The 20,050-nt window shown below is 41.1% G+C and carries 15 protein-coding genes; 6 read left to right on the forward strand and 9 right to left on the reverse strand.

Annotated elements, in window-relative coordinates:
- Positions 1-215 precede the first annotated feature (215 nt).
- The 3 genes from metH to metA are packed head-to-tail and all read right to left on the reverse strand — an operon-like array spanning position 216 to position 4,860.
- Complete coding sequence (gene metH, locus L3V38_RS12585; RefSeq protein ID WP_237119622.1) at positions 216-2,846, reverse strand: methionine synthase; 2,631 nt, start codon at positions 2,844-2,846, stop codon at positions 216-218.
- Positions 2,847-2,855: 9 nt separating this feature from the next.
- Positions 2,856-3,923, reverse strand: a complete 1,068-nt coding sequence (locus L3V38_RS12590) for a homocysteine S-methyltransferase family protein (RefSeq protein WP_058586491.1) — start codon at positions 3,921-3,923, stop codon at positions 2,856-2,858.
- Positions 3,913-4,860, reverse strand: coding sequence for a homoserine O-succinyltransferase (gene metA, locus L3V38_RS12595; protein WP_105181396.1), 948 nt, complete (start codon positions 4,858-4,860; stop codon positions 3,913-3,915). The genes L3V38_RS12590 and metA overlap by 11 nt, the downstream gene beginning before the upstream one ends.
- 246 nt (positions 4,861-5,106) lie before the next feature.
- On the opposite strand from metA, the gene ettA reads away from it, so the two are divergent.
- From ettA to L3V38_RS12620, 5 genes are all read left to right on the forward strand, one after another.
- On the forward strand, positions 5,107-6,780 hold the full coding sequence (gene ettA / locus L3V38_RS12600; protein ID WP_237119623.1) for an energy-dependent translational throttle protein EttA: 1,674 nt from the start codon (positions 5,107-5,109) through the stop codon (positions 6,778-6,780).
- Positions 6,781-6,896: 116 nt separating this feature from the next.
- Complete coding sequence (locus L3V38_RS12605) at positions 6,897-7,388, forward strand: TlpA disulfide reductase family protein (RefSeq protein WP_237119624.1); 492 nt, start codon at positions 6,897-6,899, stop codon at positions 7,386-7,388.
- Between the two features lie 35 nt (positions 7,389-7,423).
- Entirely contained in the window at positions 7,424-7,789 is a 366-nt protein-coding gene (locus L3V38_RS12610) for a PilZ domain-containing protein (RefSeq protein WP_237119625.1), read from the forward strand.
- Positions 7,790-7,842: 53 nt separating this feature from the next.
- Positions 7,843-8,751, forward strand: a complete 909-nt coding sequence (locus L3V38_RS12615) for a histone deacetylase (RefSeq protein WP_237119626.1) — start codon at positions 7,843-7,845, stop codon at positions 8,749-8,751.
- Between the two features lie 117 nt (positions 8,752-8,868).
- Complete coding sequence (locus tag L3V38_RS12620) at positions 8,869-10,719, forward strand: hypothetical protein (RefSeq protein ID WP_237119627.1); 1,851 nt, start codon at positions 8,869-8,871, stop codon at positions 10,717-10,719.
- 72 nt (positions 10,720-10,791) lie between these two features.
- Here the strand turns inward: L3V38_RS12620 and cyoE are convergent, their stop codons facing one another.
- The 6 genes from cyoE to L3V38_RS12650 all read right to left on the reverse strand — a co-directional run bounded on the left by cyoE (position 10,792) and on the right by L3V38_RS12650 (position 16,372).
- Complete coding sequence (gene cyoE, locus L3V38_RS12625) at positions 10,792-11,676, reverse strand: heme o synthase (RefSeq protein ID WP_130151033.1); 885 nt, start codon at positions 11,674-11,676, stop codon at positions 10,792-10,794.
- Positions 11,677-11,818: 142 nt separating this feature from the next.
- Positions 11,819-12,178 (reverse strand): cytochrome o ubiquinol oxidase subunit IV, encoded by a 360-nt coding sequence (gene cyoD / locus L3V38_RS12630; protein WP_237119628.1) that lies wholly within the window; start codon positions 12,176-12,178, stop codon positions 11,819-11,821.
- Complete coding sequence (gene cyoC / locus L3V38_RS12635) at positions 12,178-12,813, reverse strand: cytochrome o ubiquinol oxidase subunit III (RefSeq protein ID WP_193988422.1); 636 nt, start codon at positions 12,811-12,813, stop codon at positions 12,178-12,180. Before cyoC ends, cyoD begins: the two co-directional genes overlap by 1 nt.
- Positions 12,810-14,798 carry a cytochrome o ubiquinol oxidase subunit I gene (gene cyoB, locus L3V38_RS12640; protein WP_237119629.1) on the reverse strand — a complete coding sequence of 663 codons (1,989 nt, stop codon included), beginning with the start codon at positions 14,796-14,798 and terminating at the stop codon, positions 12,810-12,812. The genes cyoC and cyoB overlap by 4 nt, the downstream gene beginning before the upstream one ends.
- Before the next feature lie 2 nt (positions 14,799-14,800).
- Positions 14,801-15,715, reverse strand: a complete 915-nt coding sequence (gene cyoA / locus L3V38_RS12645) for a ubiquinol oxidase subunit II (RefSeq protein ID WP_130151029.1) — start codon at positions 15,713-15,715, stop codon at positions 14,801-14,803.
- A 237-nt stretch (positions 15,716-15,952) separates the two neighbouring features.
- The gene (locus L3V38_RS12650) at positions 15,953-16,372 is read right to left on the reverse strand and encodes a hypothetical protein (protein WP_237119630.1); all 420 of its coding nucleotides are present in this window, start codon (positions 16,370-16,372) and stop codon (positions 15,953-15,955) included.
- 498 nt (positions 16,373-16,870) lie between these two features.
- Here L3V38_RS12650 and L3V38_RS12655 point away from each other — a divergent pair, with 498 nt between their 5' ends.
- Positions 16,871-19,924 (forward strand): Ig-like domain-containing protein, encoded by a 3,054-nt coding sequence (locus L3V38_RS12655; RefSeq protein ID WP_237119631.1) that lies wholly within the window; start codon positions 16,871-16,873, stop codon positions 19,922-19,924.
- Positions 19,925-20,050: the final 126 nt, after the last annotated feature.

The raw sequence follows: 20,050 nt of genomic DNA on the forward strand, positions 1-20,050 counted from the left end.
AAGCTTTACAAAGTTTAACCTCATCCGTTAGAAGGATTAACCTGATGCATCGTACGAGATTTAAAGTACGAAAGTTAAAGTTAGGTACTTAGCCTTATTCACAATTAAGTATCGCCTTAGAGTATCGGCTCTAGCACCACTCCCTCAAATTAAGACTCTATCATGCAAATCTAAGCACAATAAAAAAGCCGAGTATTTACATACTCGGCTGTTTACTATTCTGGCTCGTAGCCTAAATTAGGCGACAACCAACACTCAGCTTCGGCAAGTGTCATGTTGGTACGCTTTGCGTAATCTTCAACCTGATCTTGTTGAATTTGCGCCACCGCGTAGTATTTAGCTTCAGGATGAGAGAAATACCAACCTGATACCGCCGCCCCAGGCCACATTGCATATGAACTGGTTAGTTTCATGCCAATACGTTGCTCTGTATCAAGTAACTGCCAGATTTTCTTCTTCTCTGTATGTTCAGGACAGGCCGGATAGCCTGGCGCTGGGCGAATACCTTGGTAGTTTTCACGAATAAGTTCATCGTTCGATAGGTTTTCATCTACCGCATAGCCCCAATACTCTTTACGCACTTGCTCATGTAAGTACTCTGCAAATGCCTCAGCCAAACGGTCTGCAACGGCTTTAACCATGATCTTATTATAATCATCTTGCTTAGCATCAAAGGCATCGGCAAGGTCGTCTTCTTCAAGACCACCGGTAACCGCAAACGCACCAAAGTAATCAGGGGTGCCTTTAGGCGCTATATAATCAGCTAAACAGTAGTTAGCAAAGTCGGTTTTTTCAGTTTGCTGACGTAAATGACACGATGTAGTTAAAAGCGTTGTACGCGACTCATCGGTGTAAATCTCAATGTCATCCCCTACTCGGTTTGCAGGGAATAAACCAATGACACCTAGAGGTTGTAGCGCACCTGATTGCTCAAGCTCATCAAGCATTGCGTTGGCATCAGCGAATAAGCTTTTAGCCTGTTCACCCACAATTTCATCTTCAAGAATACGTGGGTACTTACCAGCGATTGACCACGTCATGAAATAAGGTGTCCAGTCGATGTACTGTCTTAACGTCGCAATCGAAACATCTTTAAATTCAGTCACACCAAGCTTTTTCGGCACAGGTGGCGTGTAGTTGTCCCAATCCAGTTTTACTGCGTTGTCACGAGCACGCTGTAAAGTAACGGGTTTTGAGCGCGGCTTTTTACGCGCTTGTTGTTCACGTACTTTTTCATACTCAGCCTTGGTTTTCTCTAAAAATGCCGGCTTTAACTCTTTCGACAATAAATTAGAAACCACACCTACAGCGCGGCTGGCATTATTGACATAAACCACACCTTTATCATACTGAGGCTCAATTTTAACCGCGGTATGCGCTTTAGAGGTTGTTGCACCACCAATCAGTAGCGGTAATTCAAAACCACGACGGGTCATTTCTTTAGCAACATGCACCATTTCATCAAGTGATGGGGTAATAAGTCCTGATAAACCAATAATGTCGGCTTTTTCGTCAATGGCGGTTTGCAAAATTTTCTCTGCCGGCACCATCACACCAAGGTCAATAACCTCGTAGTTATTACATTGCAGTACAACGCCTACTATATTCTTACCAATGTCGTGTACGTCGCCCTTAACGGTTGCCATAACCACTTTACCATTGGTTGCGCCCTCTTCTTTTTCGGCTTCAATGAAAGGGTCAAGATAGGCAACGGCGCGCTTCATTACACGAGCAGACTTAACAACCTGAGGTAAGAACATTTTACCCGCGCCAAATAAGTCACCTACAACGTTCATGCCGTCCATAAGCGGCCCTTCGATCACTTCGATAGGCTTAGCTTTGCTCTTGCGGCACTCTTCGGTATCTTCATCGATGTATTCGGTAATGCCTTTTACTAACGCATGTTCTAGGCGCTTTTCAACAGGCCATGTACGCCATTCTAAATCTTCAACTTTCTCTGCTTGCGCCATACCTGAGTACTTTGGTGCAAGTTCAACAAGTCGCTCACCGGCACCAGGGTCGGTATTGAGGATCACATCTTCTACAGCTTTGCGCAGCTCTTCGGGAATATCGTCGTAAACCGCTAATTGACCCGCATTTACAATGCCCATGTCCATACCCGCTTTAATCGCGTGGTATAAAAACACAGAGTGAATAGCCTCACGTACTGGGTTGTTACCACGGAACGAGAACGACACATTCGATACACCGCCCGACACTTTACAGTGCGGTAAGCCTTGCTTAATTCGACGCGTACCTTCGATAAACTCAACCGCGTAGTTATCGTGCTCTTCAATGCCCGTTGCGACAGCAAAAATGTTCGGGTCAAAAATAATGTCTTCTGGAGGAAAGCCAATATCATCAACGAGTATTTTATAACTGCGCTGACAAATCTCGAACTTACGATCAGCAGTTTCTGCTTGCCCAGTTTCATCAAACGCCATTACAACCGCAGCAGCACCAAAGCGCTTAATTAGCTTAGCTTGGCGGATGAATGGCTCTTCACCTTCTTTAAGTGAAATTGAGTTAACAATGGCTTTGCCTTGAATACATTTTAAGCCCGCTTCAATCACCTCCCATTTAGATGAGTCGACCATGATAGGTACTTTTGAGATATCAGGCTCTGAGGCAATTAAGTTTAAAAACTTTACCATCGCCGCTTTCGAGTCCAACATGGCTTCATCCATATTGATATCAATCACTTGCGCGCCATTTTCTACTTGTTCACGGGCAACATCGAGAGCGGTCTCGTAATCTTCTTCCATGATCAAGCGCTTAAACTTAGCCGAGCCTGTTACATTGGTACGCTCACCGACGTTAGTAAATACAGCAATTTGGTCAGTCATGTCGGTTTCCTAGTTTAAGTTACACGCTTCAAGGCCCGATAAGCGCATACGCACTTCAAGCTCAGGTAATTGGCGAGGTTTAACACCTTCAAGGCCTTTCGCAAACGCCTTAATATGAGCCGGTGTGGTGCCACAACAACCACCTACAATATTGATAAAGCCAGACTTGCCCCAATCGATAATTTCTTTGGCCATCTCAGGGGCTTCTAAATCATATTCACCAAACTCATTCGGTAAACCTGCATTGGGATGCACCGAGGTAAAGGTTTCACAGACACGCGATAGCTCTTCAACATATTGACGCAGTAAGTCAGGGCCAAGGGCGCAGTTAAGGCCGATTGAGAGCGGTTTAATATGGCGAATTGAGTTATAAAATGCTTCGGTTGTTTGTCCTGATAAAGTACGACCAGAGGCATCGGTAATGGTGCCTGAGATCATCACAGGTAAACTACGACCAGCTTGCTCGAATGCTTCCTCTACAGCGAACGAAGCCGCTTTTGCATTAAGGGTATCAAAGATGGTTTCTATTAAAATAAGGTCAGCACCACCTTCCATTAATGCCAGTGTTGACTCAACATACGCCGCTACCAGCTTATCAAAGTTGATATTACGATAACCTGGGTCATTTACATCTGGTGAAATAGAACAGGTTTTTGACGTTGGCCCAAGTACACCGGCAACATAACGCGGTTTGCTAGGATCTTTTGCTTCAAGTTCATCACACACGCTGCGTGCAAGCTTCGCTGACTCGAGGTTGATTTCGCGGCTAAGGCTCGCCATATCGTAATCTTCCATCGAAATGGTCGTGGCATTAAAGGTATTCGTTTCGATGATATCGGCACCGGCTTCTAAGTAAGCACGGTGAATATCAGCAATGATTTTTGGCTGAGTTAGGCTTAATAAATCGTTATTGCCTTTAATAAGTACATGCCAGTCTTTAAAGCGCTCACCGCGATAATCCTGTTCTTCTAATTTATATTCTTGGATCATGGTGCCCATCGCGCCATCGAGGATTAAAATTCGCTGTTTTAGCGCCTCGGTTAATTGTTCGCGTTTATTCACTGCATTACTCGGCATAGTTGTTAGTCCTTACATCTTGGCTAACTAAGTTAATATCATACGGTGTAGTTTGGTACACATAATAGTTTAACCAATTCGAAAACAATAAAAAGGCATGACTTTGCCACGTTTTCGACGGTTCGTTGTCTGGGTTATCGTCAGGGAAGTAGTTTTCTGGCTTAGGCGCATCCGCTGATTTTTCTTGGTCGCGTAAATACTCCCCTTTTAAGGTATGGGCATCGTACTCTGGATGGCCAGTAATATACACTTGGCTGCCTGATTTATTTTTAATTAAGTAGGCGCCTACTCGCTCAGATCCAGCTAACACCACCAAATCGTCGCAAGCAGTGATCTTGTCGATATCAATATGACCATAGCGAGAATGCGGCACTAAAAAGGTATCATCAAAACCACGGGTAAGTGCTGCATGGTCAAAATAACTTTTATGGGTAAATACACCGCTTAATTTATTTGGTTTAAGTTCGCGCTTAAGGCCATAGTGATGATAAAGCCCGGCATGGGCCGCCCAACACGAAAACAGCGTAGACGTAACATGCTGCTCTGCCCAATCTAAAATAACTTTTAGTTCGTCCCAGTAAGCAACTTCGTCATACTCTAAATGAGCAAGCGGCGCGCCTGTTATAATCATGGCATCGTAGTTATTATCTTTCACTTCTGAAAAATAACGATAAAACGTATCCATGTGCTGCTCAGAGTTACTACTGGTGCGGTGAGTATCTAAGCGCAACAGCTCAACATTAACTTGTAGCGGTGAATTAGCTAACAAGCGAATAAACTGCACTTCGGTTTCAACCTTGTTTGGCATTAAGTTTAAGATGGCCAAACGCATTGGGCGTATCTCTTGCGTTTTCGCGCGACTTTTTGGCATTACAAACACGTTTTCTTGGCGTAATTTTGCAATGGCTGGCAATTCATCTTTTACTGTAATGGGCATAGCTGGCTCCGAGCATACTTATCTGACTGCTAATTATGAACGGATAGTTAGAAATTTCAACCTCTAGATGTTTAGATGTCCAAATGAAGTGATATTTCTGAGTGGTCATTAATTAAAATGTATGACTCTTTGAGTAAATAACACCTTGATATTAAGCCTATCATAAACGCTGAATTCTGTATTTTGAGGTAGTTTGGGTATACAATACTTGCTGTTAATTTTTATTATAAATTGAAGGCTTCTTTCATGGTGTTACCAGACAAGTTTATATTCTCGATGAGTCGAGTATCTAAGGTTGTGCCACCTAAGCGCACTATCTTAAAAGATATTTCTTTACACTTTTTCCCAGGCGCAAAAATTGGTGTGCTAGGTCTAAACGGTGCAGGTAAATCAACGTTACTGCGCATTATGGCCGGTGTTGACCAAGACTTTGAAGGTGAAGCTCGCCCTCAACCAGGCACTAAAATCGGTTACTTACCGCAAGAACCGCAGCTAGACGAGAACAAAACAGTTCGCGAAACAGTAGAAGAAGCGGTAAGCGAAGTTAAAAATGCATTAAATCGTCTTGATGAAGTATACAACGAGTATGCAATGGACGGTGCTGACTTCGATGCACTTGCGAAAGAGCAAGGTGAACTTGAAGCTATCATCCAAGCACACGATGGTCACAATATTGATAACGTGTTAGAGCGTGCAGCTGATGCATTACGCCTACCACCTTGGGATGCAAAAATTGAACACCTTTCGGGTGGTGAGCGTCGCCGTGTTGCGATCTGCCGTTTACTACTTGAAAAACCAGATATGCTTATTCTTGACGAACCGACTAACCACTTAGACGCTGAGTCAGTTGCTTGGTTAGAACGCTTCTTACACGACTACGAAGGTACCGTGGTTGCTGTAACCCACGACCGTTACTTCTTAGATAACGTAGCAGGTTGGATTTTAGAGCTTGACCGTGGTGAAGGTATTCCTTGGGAAGGTAACTACTCATCGTGGCTTGAGCAAAAAGATTTACGTTTACAACAAGAACAGAAATCTGAAAAAGCACGTCAAAAATCAATCGCACAAGAACTTGAATGGGTTCGTTCAAACCCGAAAGGCCGTCAAGCTAAGTCTAAAGCACGTATGGCACAGTTCTCTGAGCTACAGCAAAACGATTACCAAAAGCGTAACGAAACGAATGAACTATTCATTCCACCGGGTCCACGCTTAGGTGACCAAGTTATCGAAGTGAAAGGCCTGAAGAAGAGCTTTGGCGATCGCGTATTAATCGATGACCTAAACTTTGCAATGCCGAAAGGCGCTATCGTAGGTATTATCGGTGCCAATGGTGCGGGTAAATCGACGCTATTCAAAATGCTAAGTGGTGAAGAAACGCCAGATAGCGGTGAGATCATTGTGGGTGAAACCGTTGAACTTGCAACGGTTGATCAGTTCCGTGGTGACATGGACGAGAACAACACGGTTTTCCAAGAAATCTCTAACGGTCAAGACGTATTGAAAATTGGTAACTTTGAATTCCCAAGCCGTGCCTATGTTGGCCGCTTTAACTTCAAAGGTAACGACCAACAAAAGTTCGTTAAAGACTTATCAGGTGGTGAGCGCAACCGTTTACACCTAGCTAAGCTATTAAAAGCAGGTGGTAACGTATTACTACTGGATGAGCCAACCAATGACCTAGACGTTGAAACACTACGTGCACTTGAGAACGCTATTTTAGAGTTCCCTGGCTGTGTAATGTGTATCTCGCATGACCGTTGGTTCCTTGACCGTATTGCTACACATATTCTTGATTACCGTGACGAAGGTCAAATTAACTTCTTCGATGGTAACTACACAGAATACGAAGAGTGGTTGAAGAAAACCTTAGGCGCAGAAGCGGCGCAACCTAAGCGTATTAAATACAAAAAAATAGGTTAATTGATACTTAAGCTATCATTATCAGAGCCCTGCACACGCAGGGCTTTTTATTTTGAAAGAAAAATGTTTGCATTTAGTTCTTATTAAAGTACCAACTTTAAAAAAGAACTAATCTCATGAAACACCTGCTAGCACTTATTCTACTGTTTTCATACTTTATAAATAGCACCTTTGCATCTGAACTTGAAAACCCCATACAACTTCCTCCTCTCACGCTTGAAATGGCTGATGGGAGCCAGCTTAAAACGGCTGAATTACTTGGCACGCCTTATATTCTTCACTTTTGGGCAACGTGGTGCCCATACTGTAAAAAGCTTCAACCTGGGCTTGAGAAAATTCATCAACAATATAAACGTCACGGCCTTCGCGTGATAGGTGTTAGCTTTCGTGAAGACGATGATGCAGCACCTCAGCAATCTTTAATAAACAGAGGGCATCATTTTAAAACAGCAATAAAGGCAGATCTGATTGTGCAACAACTTGGCGTAAAAGGAACACCCACAACGCTTTTTATCAATAAACAAGGCCAAGTTATTTGGCTAACCACCACATCAGACCCCGACGATAAAAAACTTCATGGCAATGCCGCCAAACTCGTGAGTGATTGACTATACTCTAAGCTTAAGCATCGCTAAGGGTTATTATGAAAAATCGCCGTAAGTATTCGCGTATCTTGTTTTCTACACCAGCAACATTGGTTATGAATGAACACACATACAATTGTGAATTACTCGATATATCTTTAAATGGGGCACTGGTAAGCCTTCCTGATAAGCTCTTGGCTGATAAAAATGCGCTGGCAGAACTTACTTTCTCGCTGCCAGAAAGCCAAGTCACTATTAATATGTCTGTTGAAATCAGGCATATTGAGCCGTTTCATTTAGGCTTACACTGTGTTCATATCGATATTGATAGCATCACTCACTTAAAGCGGTTAGTAGAGCTAAACCTTGGAGACGATGACCTATTACACCGAGAGCTAACTATGCTGATACATATACCCGAATAGACTATTAAAGGTAACTTTATTACCATAGTTAAAAACTGGCTGTGCTGTATTCAATGAATTTAAATCCACACTTACCTATCGTCTATCATCCTAATTACTCATTTAACTTCGATCCGAAGCATCGCTTTGTAATGAGCAAATTTGCATACTTATATGAACATGTAAAAAGCCTTGGTCTTATTAATAGTAATTTAGTCCAACCAAAGTTAGGCACGCCAGAACCACTCGAACTAGTACATTGCGATAATTATATTTATGACCTTTGGCATAACCGCCTTGACGAAAAAGCAATGCGCCGTATCGGCCTGCCTTGGTCTGAGCAACTCATGGCGCGTACTTTTACCGCCCCACTTGGCACCTTGCAAACGGCGCGTCTTGCCTTGAAGCATGGTATAGCATGCCATCTAGCAGGAGGCACCCACCATGCTCATACTGATTTTGGATCCGGCTACTGCATGGTAAACGACTTGGCGTTTACCAGCGAAACCCTAATAAAAAGTGGTGAAGTCACCAATATACTTATTTTTGATTTAGACGTTCACCAAGGTGATGGTACCGCAGCAATGCTTGCGCATCAGCCCTATGCCTATACCTGCTCTATCCACTGCGAAAAGAATTTTCCGTTTCGCAAATCAGCCAGCGATTTAGACATAGGATTAGCACCCAATGTGGCGGATAGTGAATACTTAGGCGTTGTTGACGATACGCTGAGTTATTTATTAAACACCCTTAACCCAGATTTAGTGCTTTATGATGCAGGTGTTGATGTATGGCAAGAGGATGGATTAGGAAAACTTGATATAAGCTGGCAAGGGATAGCGCAACGCGACCATTTAGTCCTTAAGCGTTGCCTAGAGCGCAATATACCTGTCGCAACGGTAATTGGTGGTGGCTATGACAAAGATCACCGTCGTCTTGCCGCTCGCCATGGCATAGTAGTAGAGCAAGCTGCTCAGTTCTAACATTAAATAAACATACAAGAGATTACCACCAGTCACCACAACCATTTAACACATTAATTTTATTGATGAATTTTCAGAAAACGATTAGACTACTTGCTTACAAAAAAGGAAGTAAATATGAAAAAATTATTAATAACTACCCTTTCACTTGTCTTAGCAGGCTGTGGAGGTGGTTCTTCTGATGATTCAACGCAACAGCAAGAAGCTACAAATAATCCCCCTTCTTTAATAGGTCAACTCACCCTAGAAACTAAAGCAATGTCATCAGCATCATTCACACTAGATATGAAAGATGATGATAATGATACACTCACACTAGCCATTGCAAATCAACCTGAATGGTTAACATTAACCACTAATGGCACAGAGGCCACATTAAAAGTTGAACCAGATTTTTTTGATATTGGTGAATACACATTTCAGGCAACACTATCTGACGGCCACGCTAGTAAGGATTATCAATTAACTATCACAATCAACGACGATCCTAGTAAGTGGCAAAAAATAAAACTTACCTCAAGTGAGCTTGCTGGCATTTGGTCTACAAGTGATGAAAAGACTAAGTTTATATTCGGTCAAAATAATGCTGGCGCCCACATATTAAATAATGAACTAACAAGCTTTGATTACCAAGTAAGCAGCGAAGGTGATATAGCACTAACGCGATATGACAGCGGAGTGTGCTATTCTTACTGTAATATTTCAGATCTTACCGTTGTTGCGTCCGATAATGAAAGTCTGCGTGTACACTTCAAAAACGAAACTGAAGAACACGTTCTAAACCTACACGTACAAGATTTAGCCGCAGTAACACCTAGTTACTTAACTGATGAAGGAAGCTACCCTTCTGAAAATATTAGCGTAGTTGATAGCGATAGTCACTTATACAGCGATTTAAAAGTTGATACTGGAAATGGTAGCTTTTCTAGATCTGTAAAAGTTACTGGCAAGCTATCTAATAATCAAATAACTGCTGATAGCAACTCACAGCTTTTCCAAGTTAATTTCCATAACATGAAAACGGGGCTATATGAAGCTCTAGAATTAGCTGTGACTATAAATGCAATTGACATACTTTACTCGGATGATAAATTTTTCTTTGCAGAGCAATCACACAGCGCAGCTCTATTAACCGATCTTGGTACATTCAATACTGAAGACTTTCGAGGATTGGACAAAGCTTTAAGCAACCAAACCAACTTAATAATACAAGAAAAGATAGCGCCTATATCAGTTCCTGACCTTAACTCAGGAAGTATATATACTGGACGGTTACTCTCATCAGAGTTTGAAACTGAAGATGGCACTTTGAGGGCAAATCCAGTCTTTAAGGTAAATACTCAGACAGAGTTTTCTGTTACCTCTTATTTTCCTCATCAAGCTGAAAAAATAGAAACCGTTTTAACCATCAACAATGACGGTGAAAAATTGAGTTATAGTTATGATAATAACAATTACTCAGCCAAGTTTTTCCAAAAAGCTAATGGTGATATTTTTTTAGCTCAAAATAATCAAGGCTTCTATCAAGGCTCACTGTTCAGTGAAGTTAACAGCTCCAATACAATTAAGTATGAAGATGTTATAGGTTTATATATCGACCCAAGCTTATCAAACTCTGATAGTAAAAGTTTTTTTGCTTTTACAGAGGATGAACGCTCACTATTTTCTAGCTCAACAACTGGAGACTTACCAGAGCTCAATACAGAGTTAGAAACAGACAATTTTTGGACAATCAAAAATAATCGAATACTTGTGATCCACAACTTCTCTTGTCCATCCGCTTCTTCATATGAGTCATGTATAAGTGAGTCTGAAGCGACAGAAGATGGCGGTGTGTTTTTTAGAAGTCTTGAGTACCTAGGGGAATACAATAACAGTACTTTATACAATTACTCATACTTTTATAGAATGAATGGAGAGACTAAAGGAAGTGGCTTTCAAGCATTAAAATTGTTACAAAAACAATAACGAAAAAAGGCCCGGTGGAGAAAAAACCGGGCCTTTGCTACTGTAACATTGGGATATGTTAGCAACTTTTTTCTAAGTTAAAACAAGTAGCTGTGGAGCTACCGAATGGTAATCTAAAGCCATCGCTATACTCAAAACCGTAATATTTACTATCGAAAAAGCAAACACTTGGCGCGCCCAGCCGCTTACATCAATATTGCGACGATAGCCACGAAGCGCCATTAGCAACCACCAAAAACTCGTTGTACAAGCCACAGCCATAAAAGCTAAACCTGTATAACCACTAATGGTTAATAACATCACAACCAACGCATACACGGCGATATATAAAACAATGTGATGCTTTGCCTTCTCAATCCCTTGCGCTACAGGTAGCACAGGAATTCTGGCCGCTTGGTAGTCGTTATAACGAAAGATTGCAATTGCATATGAATGAGGCATTTGCCATAAACTGAACATTACCAATAAAATCACAGCACCAGCATCAAACTGCCCAGTTACCGCACAATAGCCCACCACAGGTGGAACTGCGCCCGATAAACTTCCTACAAAGGTGCCGTACACAGAACGACGTTTCATATATAAGCTGTATACACCAACATAAATGACGTAACCAAACGTAGCAAATAAGAGTGCCACTACGTTGGTATACACTGCTAATAATGAGAAACCAAAAACACCAAGCACGATGCCATGTGTCATAGCCGCCTTTGCTGACATTTCGCCAGTGACTGTGACGCGTTTGCGAGTGCGCGCCATAGCAACATCAATATCACGATCAATGACATTATTGATTGCGCATCCAGATGCTACGACTAAAGATAACCCTAGCAAGGTCGCGATCATTAACCATGGGTCAACATCACCACGAGAGGCTAGCAAGAATCCTCCCGCGACGGAGATTAAGTTGCCCATGATAATGCCAGGTTTAGTGACATTTAAATAACGTCGAAACACTTCCTCGACTCCTCTAATATTTCGCACAAACGCAAAATTACGAAAGAAACTAGCTAGTAACAGACTGTAAGAACTGGAGACACAACCTCAAACTAACCAGCTCCTTTCGTAAACTCTTTAATCAATTACAAAGTAATTGTTATTAGTACATCATCATGGCGTTCGATTCGTAGATGATCCACACCGACAAACCAACCACCATTACGATAATGATAGCGCTGAAGATAAATGACAATGAGCTGGCCTTGCCGTCTTCAGTTTTAAAACTTAAATGCAAGAAGTACTTTAAATGCACCCAAATTTGCACAACCGCCATCGTCACAATGCACCATACGGTGGCTGGTTTTGAAAACGACCCACTGATTACAGCCCAAAATGGAATAGCCGTTAAAATCACCGACAACACAAAGCCAACTAAATAGTCTTTGATACTGCCATGTGATTGCGCGTTATGTGCGTGTACTTCTAGATTATTAATGACATGTGATTCACTGTGACTCATTACATTGCTCCCATTAAATAAACAACGGTAAATACACAGATCCACACCACATCTAAGAAATGCCAAAACAGGCTTAAACAACTTAGGCGTGTCACTGTTTGCGGGTTTAAACCACGACGTAAAACTTCGATCATCATGATTGTCATCCAAATTAAACCTGCCGTCACATGCAGACCATGTAAGCCCACTAAAGAGAAAAACGAGGTTAAAAAGGCACTTTGTTGTGGGCCATTACCGTGCGCAATTAGGTGATGGAATTCATATACTTCCATACCAATAAATACGGCACCAAAGGCAAAGGTAACCAGCAACCAAGTTAACGTAGCGGCCTTCTTCTGCGAATGCGCAGAGATCATCGCAAAACCAAAGGTAATACTACTAAGTAGGAGTGCCGCGGTTTCAACCGCAACAAAATCAAGTTCAAAAATATCTTTGCCAGACACGCCACCGGCTGTGTTCATAAACAGTACGGCATAGGTTGCAAAGAAAGAAGCAAACAATAAGCAGTCGGTCATTAAGTACAACCAAAAACCGAAAACCGTGTTGCCACCCGTATCGTGATGCTCATGGTCATGTGCATCAACATGACCTTGAGTATTATCTAAGGTGTTTAAATCAGCAGTGATAGAACTCATGCATTCACCCCTTTAGTCGCGGCGGTATTGTGCGCCGTTTCAAGTTCAACAATTTCATCTGGTTGCACGTAGTAATCAACATCCGCCGTATAACAACGTTTGATAAATACCGCGATAGCGCCCAGTAAACCAAAGGCTGCAAGCCACCAAATATGCCAAATCATGGCAAAACAAAAGGTTGTTAATGCACCACTCATTAACACGCCAGCAGAGGTATTTTTTGGCATGTGAATTGGGCTATAAGAAGCTTCTTGCTTGTAAGCTAGGCCTTTTTCTTTCATGTCTGTCCATGCATCGATATCATCAACATGAGGGATTTTTGCAAAGTTGTAGTACTGCGGAGGTGATGCAGATGCCCACTCAAGCGTATGACCCTTCCACGGATCACCCGTTGTATCATCGAGTTGCTCGCGGTTTTTGAAGCTCACTACCAGTTGCACAACTTGGAATAAGATACCGAACATAATGATCACTGCACCGCCAGCTGCAATGTATAGCCAAATGTTCCAATCAGGGTTGTTAGTGTGGTTTAAGCGACGTGTCATACCTAAGAAACCAAGTACATATAACGGCATGAATGCCACGAAGAAACCAATTAACCAGCACCAGAAAGATCTTCTGCCCCAGCTCTCGTCAAGTTTGAAGCCCATTGCTTTAGGGAACCAAAACGCAAAACCCGCTAAATAACCAAATACCGCACCACCAATAATAGTGTTATGGAAGTGAGCGATTAAGAATAAGCTGTTATGTAATACGTAGTCAGCACCAGGAATGGCAAGTAACACGCCGGTCATACCACCGATAGTGAAAGTCACCATAAAACCTAAAGTCCAAAGCACTGGCACCGTAATACGTAAACGACCACGATACATAGTGAATAACCAGTTGAAGAGTTTCACACCCGTCGGTACTGCAATGACCATGGTCATCACACCAAAGAAGGCATTCACATTAGCGCTTGAGCCCATAGTAAAGAAGTGATGAAGCCAAACGATGAAACCTAAAATCGAAATCGCACCGCTTGCGTAAACCATCGACTTATAACCAAACAGGCGTTTACCAGCAAACGTAGAGATAACTTCTGAGAAAATACCAAACGCAGGTAAGATCAGAATGTAAACCTCAGGGTGGCCCCATGCCCAGAATAAGTTGATGTACATCATCGCATTACCACCTAATTCATTCGTGAAGAAGTGGAAATCGAGATAACGATCAAGCGTTAGCATTGCCAGTACAGCAGTTAAAATTGGGAACGATGCTGCAATTAAGATATTTGCCCACGTACAAGCCCACGTAAAAATAGGCATTTTCATTAATGTCATGCCAGGAGCACGCATTTTAAATACAGTCGCTAAGAAGTTAACTGACGTTAACAAAGTACCCAAGCCGGATATCTGCAAGGCCCATATATAATAATCGACCCCCACACCCGGACTGAATGACAACTCTGACAAGGGTGGATATGCAACCCAACCTGTTTTAGCAAATTCACCGAAAAACAGTGAAATATTAATGAGTATCGCACCACCAGCAGTTAACCAAAAACTTAGATTATTCAAAAATGGGAATGCAACATCACGGGCACCAATTTGCAGCGGTAAAATGATGTTCATTAAACCAATCATGAACGGCATCGCCATAAAGATGATCATAATCACCCCGTGCGCCGTAAAAATTTGGTCGTAATGTTCAGGTGGTAAGTAACCACTTGCACCGCCGGTAGCCATCGCTAATTGCAGTCGCATCATAATGGCATCCGCGAAACCACGGAAAAGCATGATAAGCGCAAGAATGATGTACATCACACCTAAGCGCTTATGATCAATTGAGGTGATCCAGTCGTGCCAAAGCACGCCCCATTTTTTATATTTTGTTACTAAGCCTGCCACTAGCAAGCCTAAGACAGCAACCACCGTCATGGTAACCATGATAATTGGTTCATGAAACGGGATTGCGTCTAATGTTAATTTACCTAACAACGACATGATTATTCCTCGTCCTCGCTATGCCCTTTATGAGCTGAGTGCTCTGGCATTGCGTGTTGCATTGCACCGTGTGAGCCATGCGCTTGCATATATTTCATTACAATTGAATGAAACATATCTTTATCAACACTGGCGTAGTATTTAACTGGGTCGTACTCACTTGGCTTAGCAAGTTCAACATAGGTCTGTTTAGTAAGCGCAGAGCCTGTATTTTTAACCTTATTCACCCATGCATCGAAATCAGCTTGGGTTGGGGTAGCAATGGCATTAAACTTCATGCCCGTGAAACCAGCACCGCTGTAATTTGCAGAGAAACCTTTAAAAGTTCCTGGTTCATCAGCTATCAAGTGAAGTTTGGTTTCCATGCCTGCCATTGAGTAAATTTGGCTACCAAGCTGAGGTATGAAAAATGAATTCATGGTGCTTTCTGAGGTGATCTTGTATTGAACAGGCACGTTAGCCGGAAAAACCAACTCATTCACTGTTGCAATGCCTTGCTCTGGGTAAATAAATAACCATTTCCAGTTTAAAGACACCACTTCTACAGTAAGGTGCTCACCCTTCCCTTCAAGTGGTTTATAAGGGTCAAGATCTTGCGTTGATTGCCAAGTGATCACACCTAAAATAACCACAATAATAATCGGAATGGTCCATACAACCGCTTCAATCTTGTTTGAGTGAGCCCACTTAGGAGCATAAATTTCTTGGTCTCGTCCATCACGGTATTTCCATGCAAAATAAATTGTCATGGCAATAACTGGGATTACAACAATCAGCATTAATACCGTCGCTACGATAATTAAATACTTTTCGTCAGCCCCAATTTGACCTTTTGGATCAAGTACCCCGCCTTTACAGCCAGACAAAGCCAGCACTAAAGACGCTAGAGCAATATTACAAAGGTTACGAATTGACAAAGGAATATCCTACAACCTAAAAGTTAACACTTGTCGATAAGTACACGACGCTTCTCTGTAGCAAAAAACGGCCACAGACATCCCCAGCCAAGTAACGAGCACAGAAAATCGGCACGCTAAAATGTGGGAATAATTAGGTTAGCTGACTGAAATTTGGACGCAGAAGGCCCACTAGGTGCTTAGTAAAGACAACTTAGCAAATGACTAAAATGGCTGAACTTAAGCAACAAAGCTTATTTACAGACAACCATTTACACGAGGAGGAGCACGACAGCCATGAGCGCTGTGTACTACTAAAGACTTTATCGTTTCACGCGCTGCGAAGGCCGCTTTACGTAAAATGACACCTGCACGACGCGCAGGGAAGAAATGGAAGACCAACCAGCATAAACCAATAAGTAACTGGCAAGACACCACTGGGTAAGCTAAAAAGCTCAACACATTAAGTAATGGTGTTTCGTATAAAGCACCTTCGCTTAATAAACTTCTTAGCCCGTGAGCATCTTCTAATGTACCGTTGATTAGCATGGCTGAATTAATCAGCAGCAAAGCTAAAACCGACATTAGCTCTTTACCAGCAAAAAACGCACGCGCAGCCAATTGCAATCTAGATAAACTAGACTGTTTGACACCTTGTGACTGATTAATTGCTCGCAAAACTCACGCCTTTTAAAACTTTCACCACATTTAAGGTAGTTGCTCTACCCTATTTTTTAATACGGTAACATGATCTTCATCAATAAAGTTTCAGTAATTACTGAAATTTCGATGTGGAGTATAACAAAGTCAACTTATCATACAAGAAAAAATTAACAGCGGTCAGTTAACCAGCATTTAATTAAGCTATAAAAAAATGTAAATAACCAATACTAACTTAGATAACCACCTAAAAAATTAGAGGATTTTATATTACAAAGTGAAATAGATAGGAAAGAAATTGTATAAAAACTTCTTAATACTGCAAGGTAATGCAGCTTGAGACAGCTGTGTATCAGTACTCAAACCCAGAAGCATTCTAAATAATATCACTTTTTTATTTTTCATTCCCTAATTCAGTTACGCAGCATAATAAAGTATGTTAATTTACTATTGCCTCTTGTTGTTGATATACAAGGGTCCAAAACAAAAACGCGAAACTATTTTTAAGGGAATAATATGAAGTTTGCTATTACATCGACACTTCTCAGCTTGATGTTAACTACTCAATCATCATACGCCGACGTAGAAAAAATGAAGCATTTTTCAAGCTTTGATGATTTAAGTAATGTTAGAGTGATCGATATTGATAATGATTCGAATAAAGACATCATTGCAATGATTAATGATGACAGCCAAAGGTTGTATATTATTAGTATCATCGGCAATGATGAAACTGTCAACACGCCAGTAACCAATGCAATAGAGTTTGAGAGCGAAGGAGAGTCAATTGCTTCGTTTGAAATTTATTACGATAAAAGTTCAGATAATCACTTTGCTATTATTATTAGCGATCAACGCAACGCACACCTTGTAAATTTAACTGCTAGAAAATATGTAAAAAAGATCCCAAATATAACTGCTGATAACGTTAAATTTAAAGACATAGATAACGATGGCAATATTGAGGTTATGCTAATAAATGAAAGCACTATGTACACGCTAGATATGCATAGCCTCGAAACAAAAGCGCACTACACCCTGCCACATTATGAGTTTACTGTCGGAAAGTTTACCAATCATCTGCTCAATGAAATGCTGACATGGGACGGCGAAATCTACCAAATTCAAGGCAGTGATGTAAAAAAAGTTGGCGAGCTCCCCGTAACAAGCAGATACCTATTTGCCAAAGACTTAAATAATGATGGCATGGATGAAGCAATAGCTGGAAGGTGTACTATCGATGTAAATAAAAACAGCGTTATTTGGCCTTTGGAGAGTACGCTAGAAGATTGTAATCAAGATAGTGGTTTGTTAAATTACACTAGTAGATCGCCTTACTACAACAACGACCTTTATCAAGATTATACAGCCATTGATAACAATGCCGAGATGTACCATGATCTGTATCCTAGTACTCACTTTAACTATTTCTATAACTATTTAACAAGAGAAGAAGAAGTCATTGGCAGGAGCGTCACAACACAGGATGGAGGCGATTATCAACCTAATATTCTTCATTATATCTATGAATATTTAGACTTGTATGGCGATGAGCAAAAAGAAACAATTGAGCAAATACAGAGACTCAATGTTAAAGAAGTGAGATTCGGAGAGGTAACTGAACTCGGCTTTAACGGCAATGCTTATTTAGCCATGCAAAATGAAGAGGTAAAGATTATTGAAGAGTATAGACAGCTTATTATTATCGCAGGTTCGAAGTGGGATCCTGCCTATTTAACAAGTTATACAATATTAAATAGTATTTCTCCTGTCACACAAACTGAATCATGGTCAAAAAGTGTAACTAAAGAGCTTTATGCTTCTAAAGTAGATAAAGTTTCCATAATACCTTTTGGTAGAAACACCGATAATAAAATTGTGTACTCGACTCAAGGTGAGCAGTGGAATCCCGCTATTAGGAAACACTATATATTGAACATGGATGGGTCTAATCATATCGAACAACCTTTTATTGGCTATTTCAAGCTATTGGGTGATATTGACGGTGACGGAAACCAAGAGTACCTCTACCAATATTCGGAATGGTATTATGCTGATCAGTCAAAACCATTTGAAGTCAGAGAGTTATACAGTGACAACATAAAATATACGATTTCACTTATTGGTGAACCTCAACTTGATACATCAGAATTACTAACGACAATTGACTTTGACGGCGATGGTATTAAAGAACTTGTGTTTGAGCATCTAGGAACTAACAAGCAGACAGCCGTCTATAACTTTGTTAAAAACACCCACTCATTACTTGATTTAGGTGATATCCAATCACTTGATACTTTTACGTATAATAATAACGAGCAATTGTATACAACAACGCAGGACGGGGCTTTAGTATCTATTTCCGCCCAAGGAAACAAACAAGAAGTGGCTAACTTCTGTGCATCATCAAAATTAATTGCTGTTGAGCAACACCTTAGTGGCCAACTTCATATCGCCTGCGAAAATGAACTAGGTGTATTTAATTTGGCAAATGCACAATATAATAAGCTGGTTACTCTTGATGTGGCCGCTACACATTCAGATATTGAAATAGTTAACGAAAAGACCTATTGGCTAATAACACACTCAAATGGCAGAGAACTATTTAAAATCGGCGAAAAAACAGAGCAACCTTATCAACTTAGTGTAGCTGAATTTAACACCAATAAGTTCACGCCTGTTGAGTTTAAAGCATTGAGCGAAAAAGATTCCTTCAACTATCGCTTTTATATTTCAAAGGCACCTAGCAAAGGCAATATTACATTTACCGATAGGGCTCTTGGCCACTTTAGTTACACTCCCACAACTGGCGAAGTTGGCCTAGACCAATTTGAGCTTTCTATGTCTATAGGCGGAAGGGCCACTGAAAGTGTGTCGGTTTCAGTCAATATTGATGGAACACCTCTTGTCATTGAGCCTAATTCAATTTCTGCTCATTGGCGCACGCCACTGAGCGAAACTCTCTCCTTATCAGGTGCAGGTGAAAACAGTAATCTTCAACTTAACGTAAAGGTACAGCCAGCATCAGGCGAGTTTGTGTTTAGTAATAATGTAACGGGTGAGTTTACCTATACACCATTAATCTCAACGTTAGAGCCAGCTAATTTTGTCGTTAATATAAGCAACGAGATTGGTTTAAATATTGATAAAATGATTACAATAAATCATACCAATACATCCCCACAGACACAGGCTCTGGAATTAATCATCAATCAATCTGAAGCAGCTCAATTCGAACTATTAGCCCAAGATGCAGATTCAGATCCACTTACTTATGAGCTTGTATCTGAGCCAAGCATAGGTTCAGTAACATTAGACAACAACAGTGGAATCGCATCATATACGCCGCAAACTAATACAAGCTACGAAACTAGCTTTCAGTACCGCGTTTTTGATGGTATGAGCTACTCTGAGCCAAGTACAGTTACTATAACCACTAAAGCCGATGATACAGACGATAATGGCGAAGAAACAAAAGAAAAAAGCGGGGGCAGTATGCCCTTCTATATTCTTTCATTACTTGCCATTGTGGGACTGCTGCGTAAATCGAAGTTTTCTTTCACTGTATAAACTTAGCAACTCCAACCTTTACTTGCTCTTGGGAAATATTCCAAGAGCAATATTCAATAATAGCGCCTTTATTCTGTGTACTTTTAAAAAAATCGACTAAAAACGCGCGCCGCTAAGTACCCCAAA

It is taken from the genome of Pseudoalteromonas sp. L1, from assembly GCF_021728095.1.
Taxonomy (GTDB): domain Bacteria; phylum Pseudomonadota; class Gammaproteobacteria; order Enterobacterales; family Alteromonadaceae; genus Pseudoalteromonas.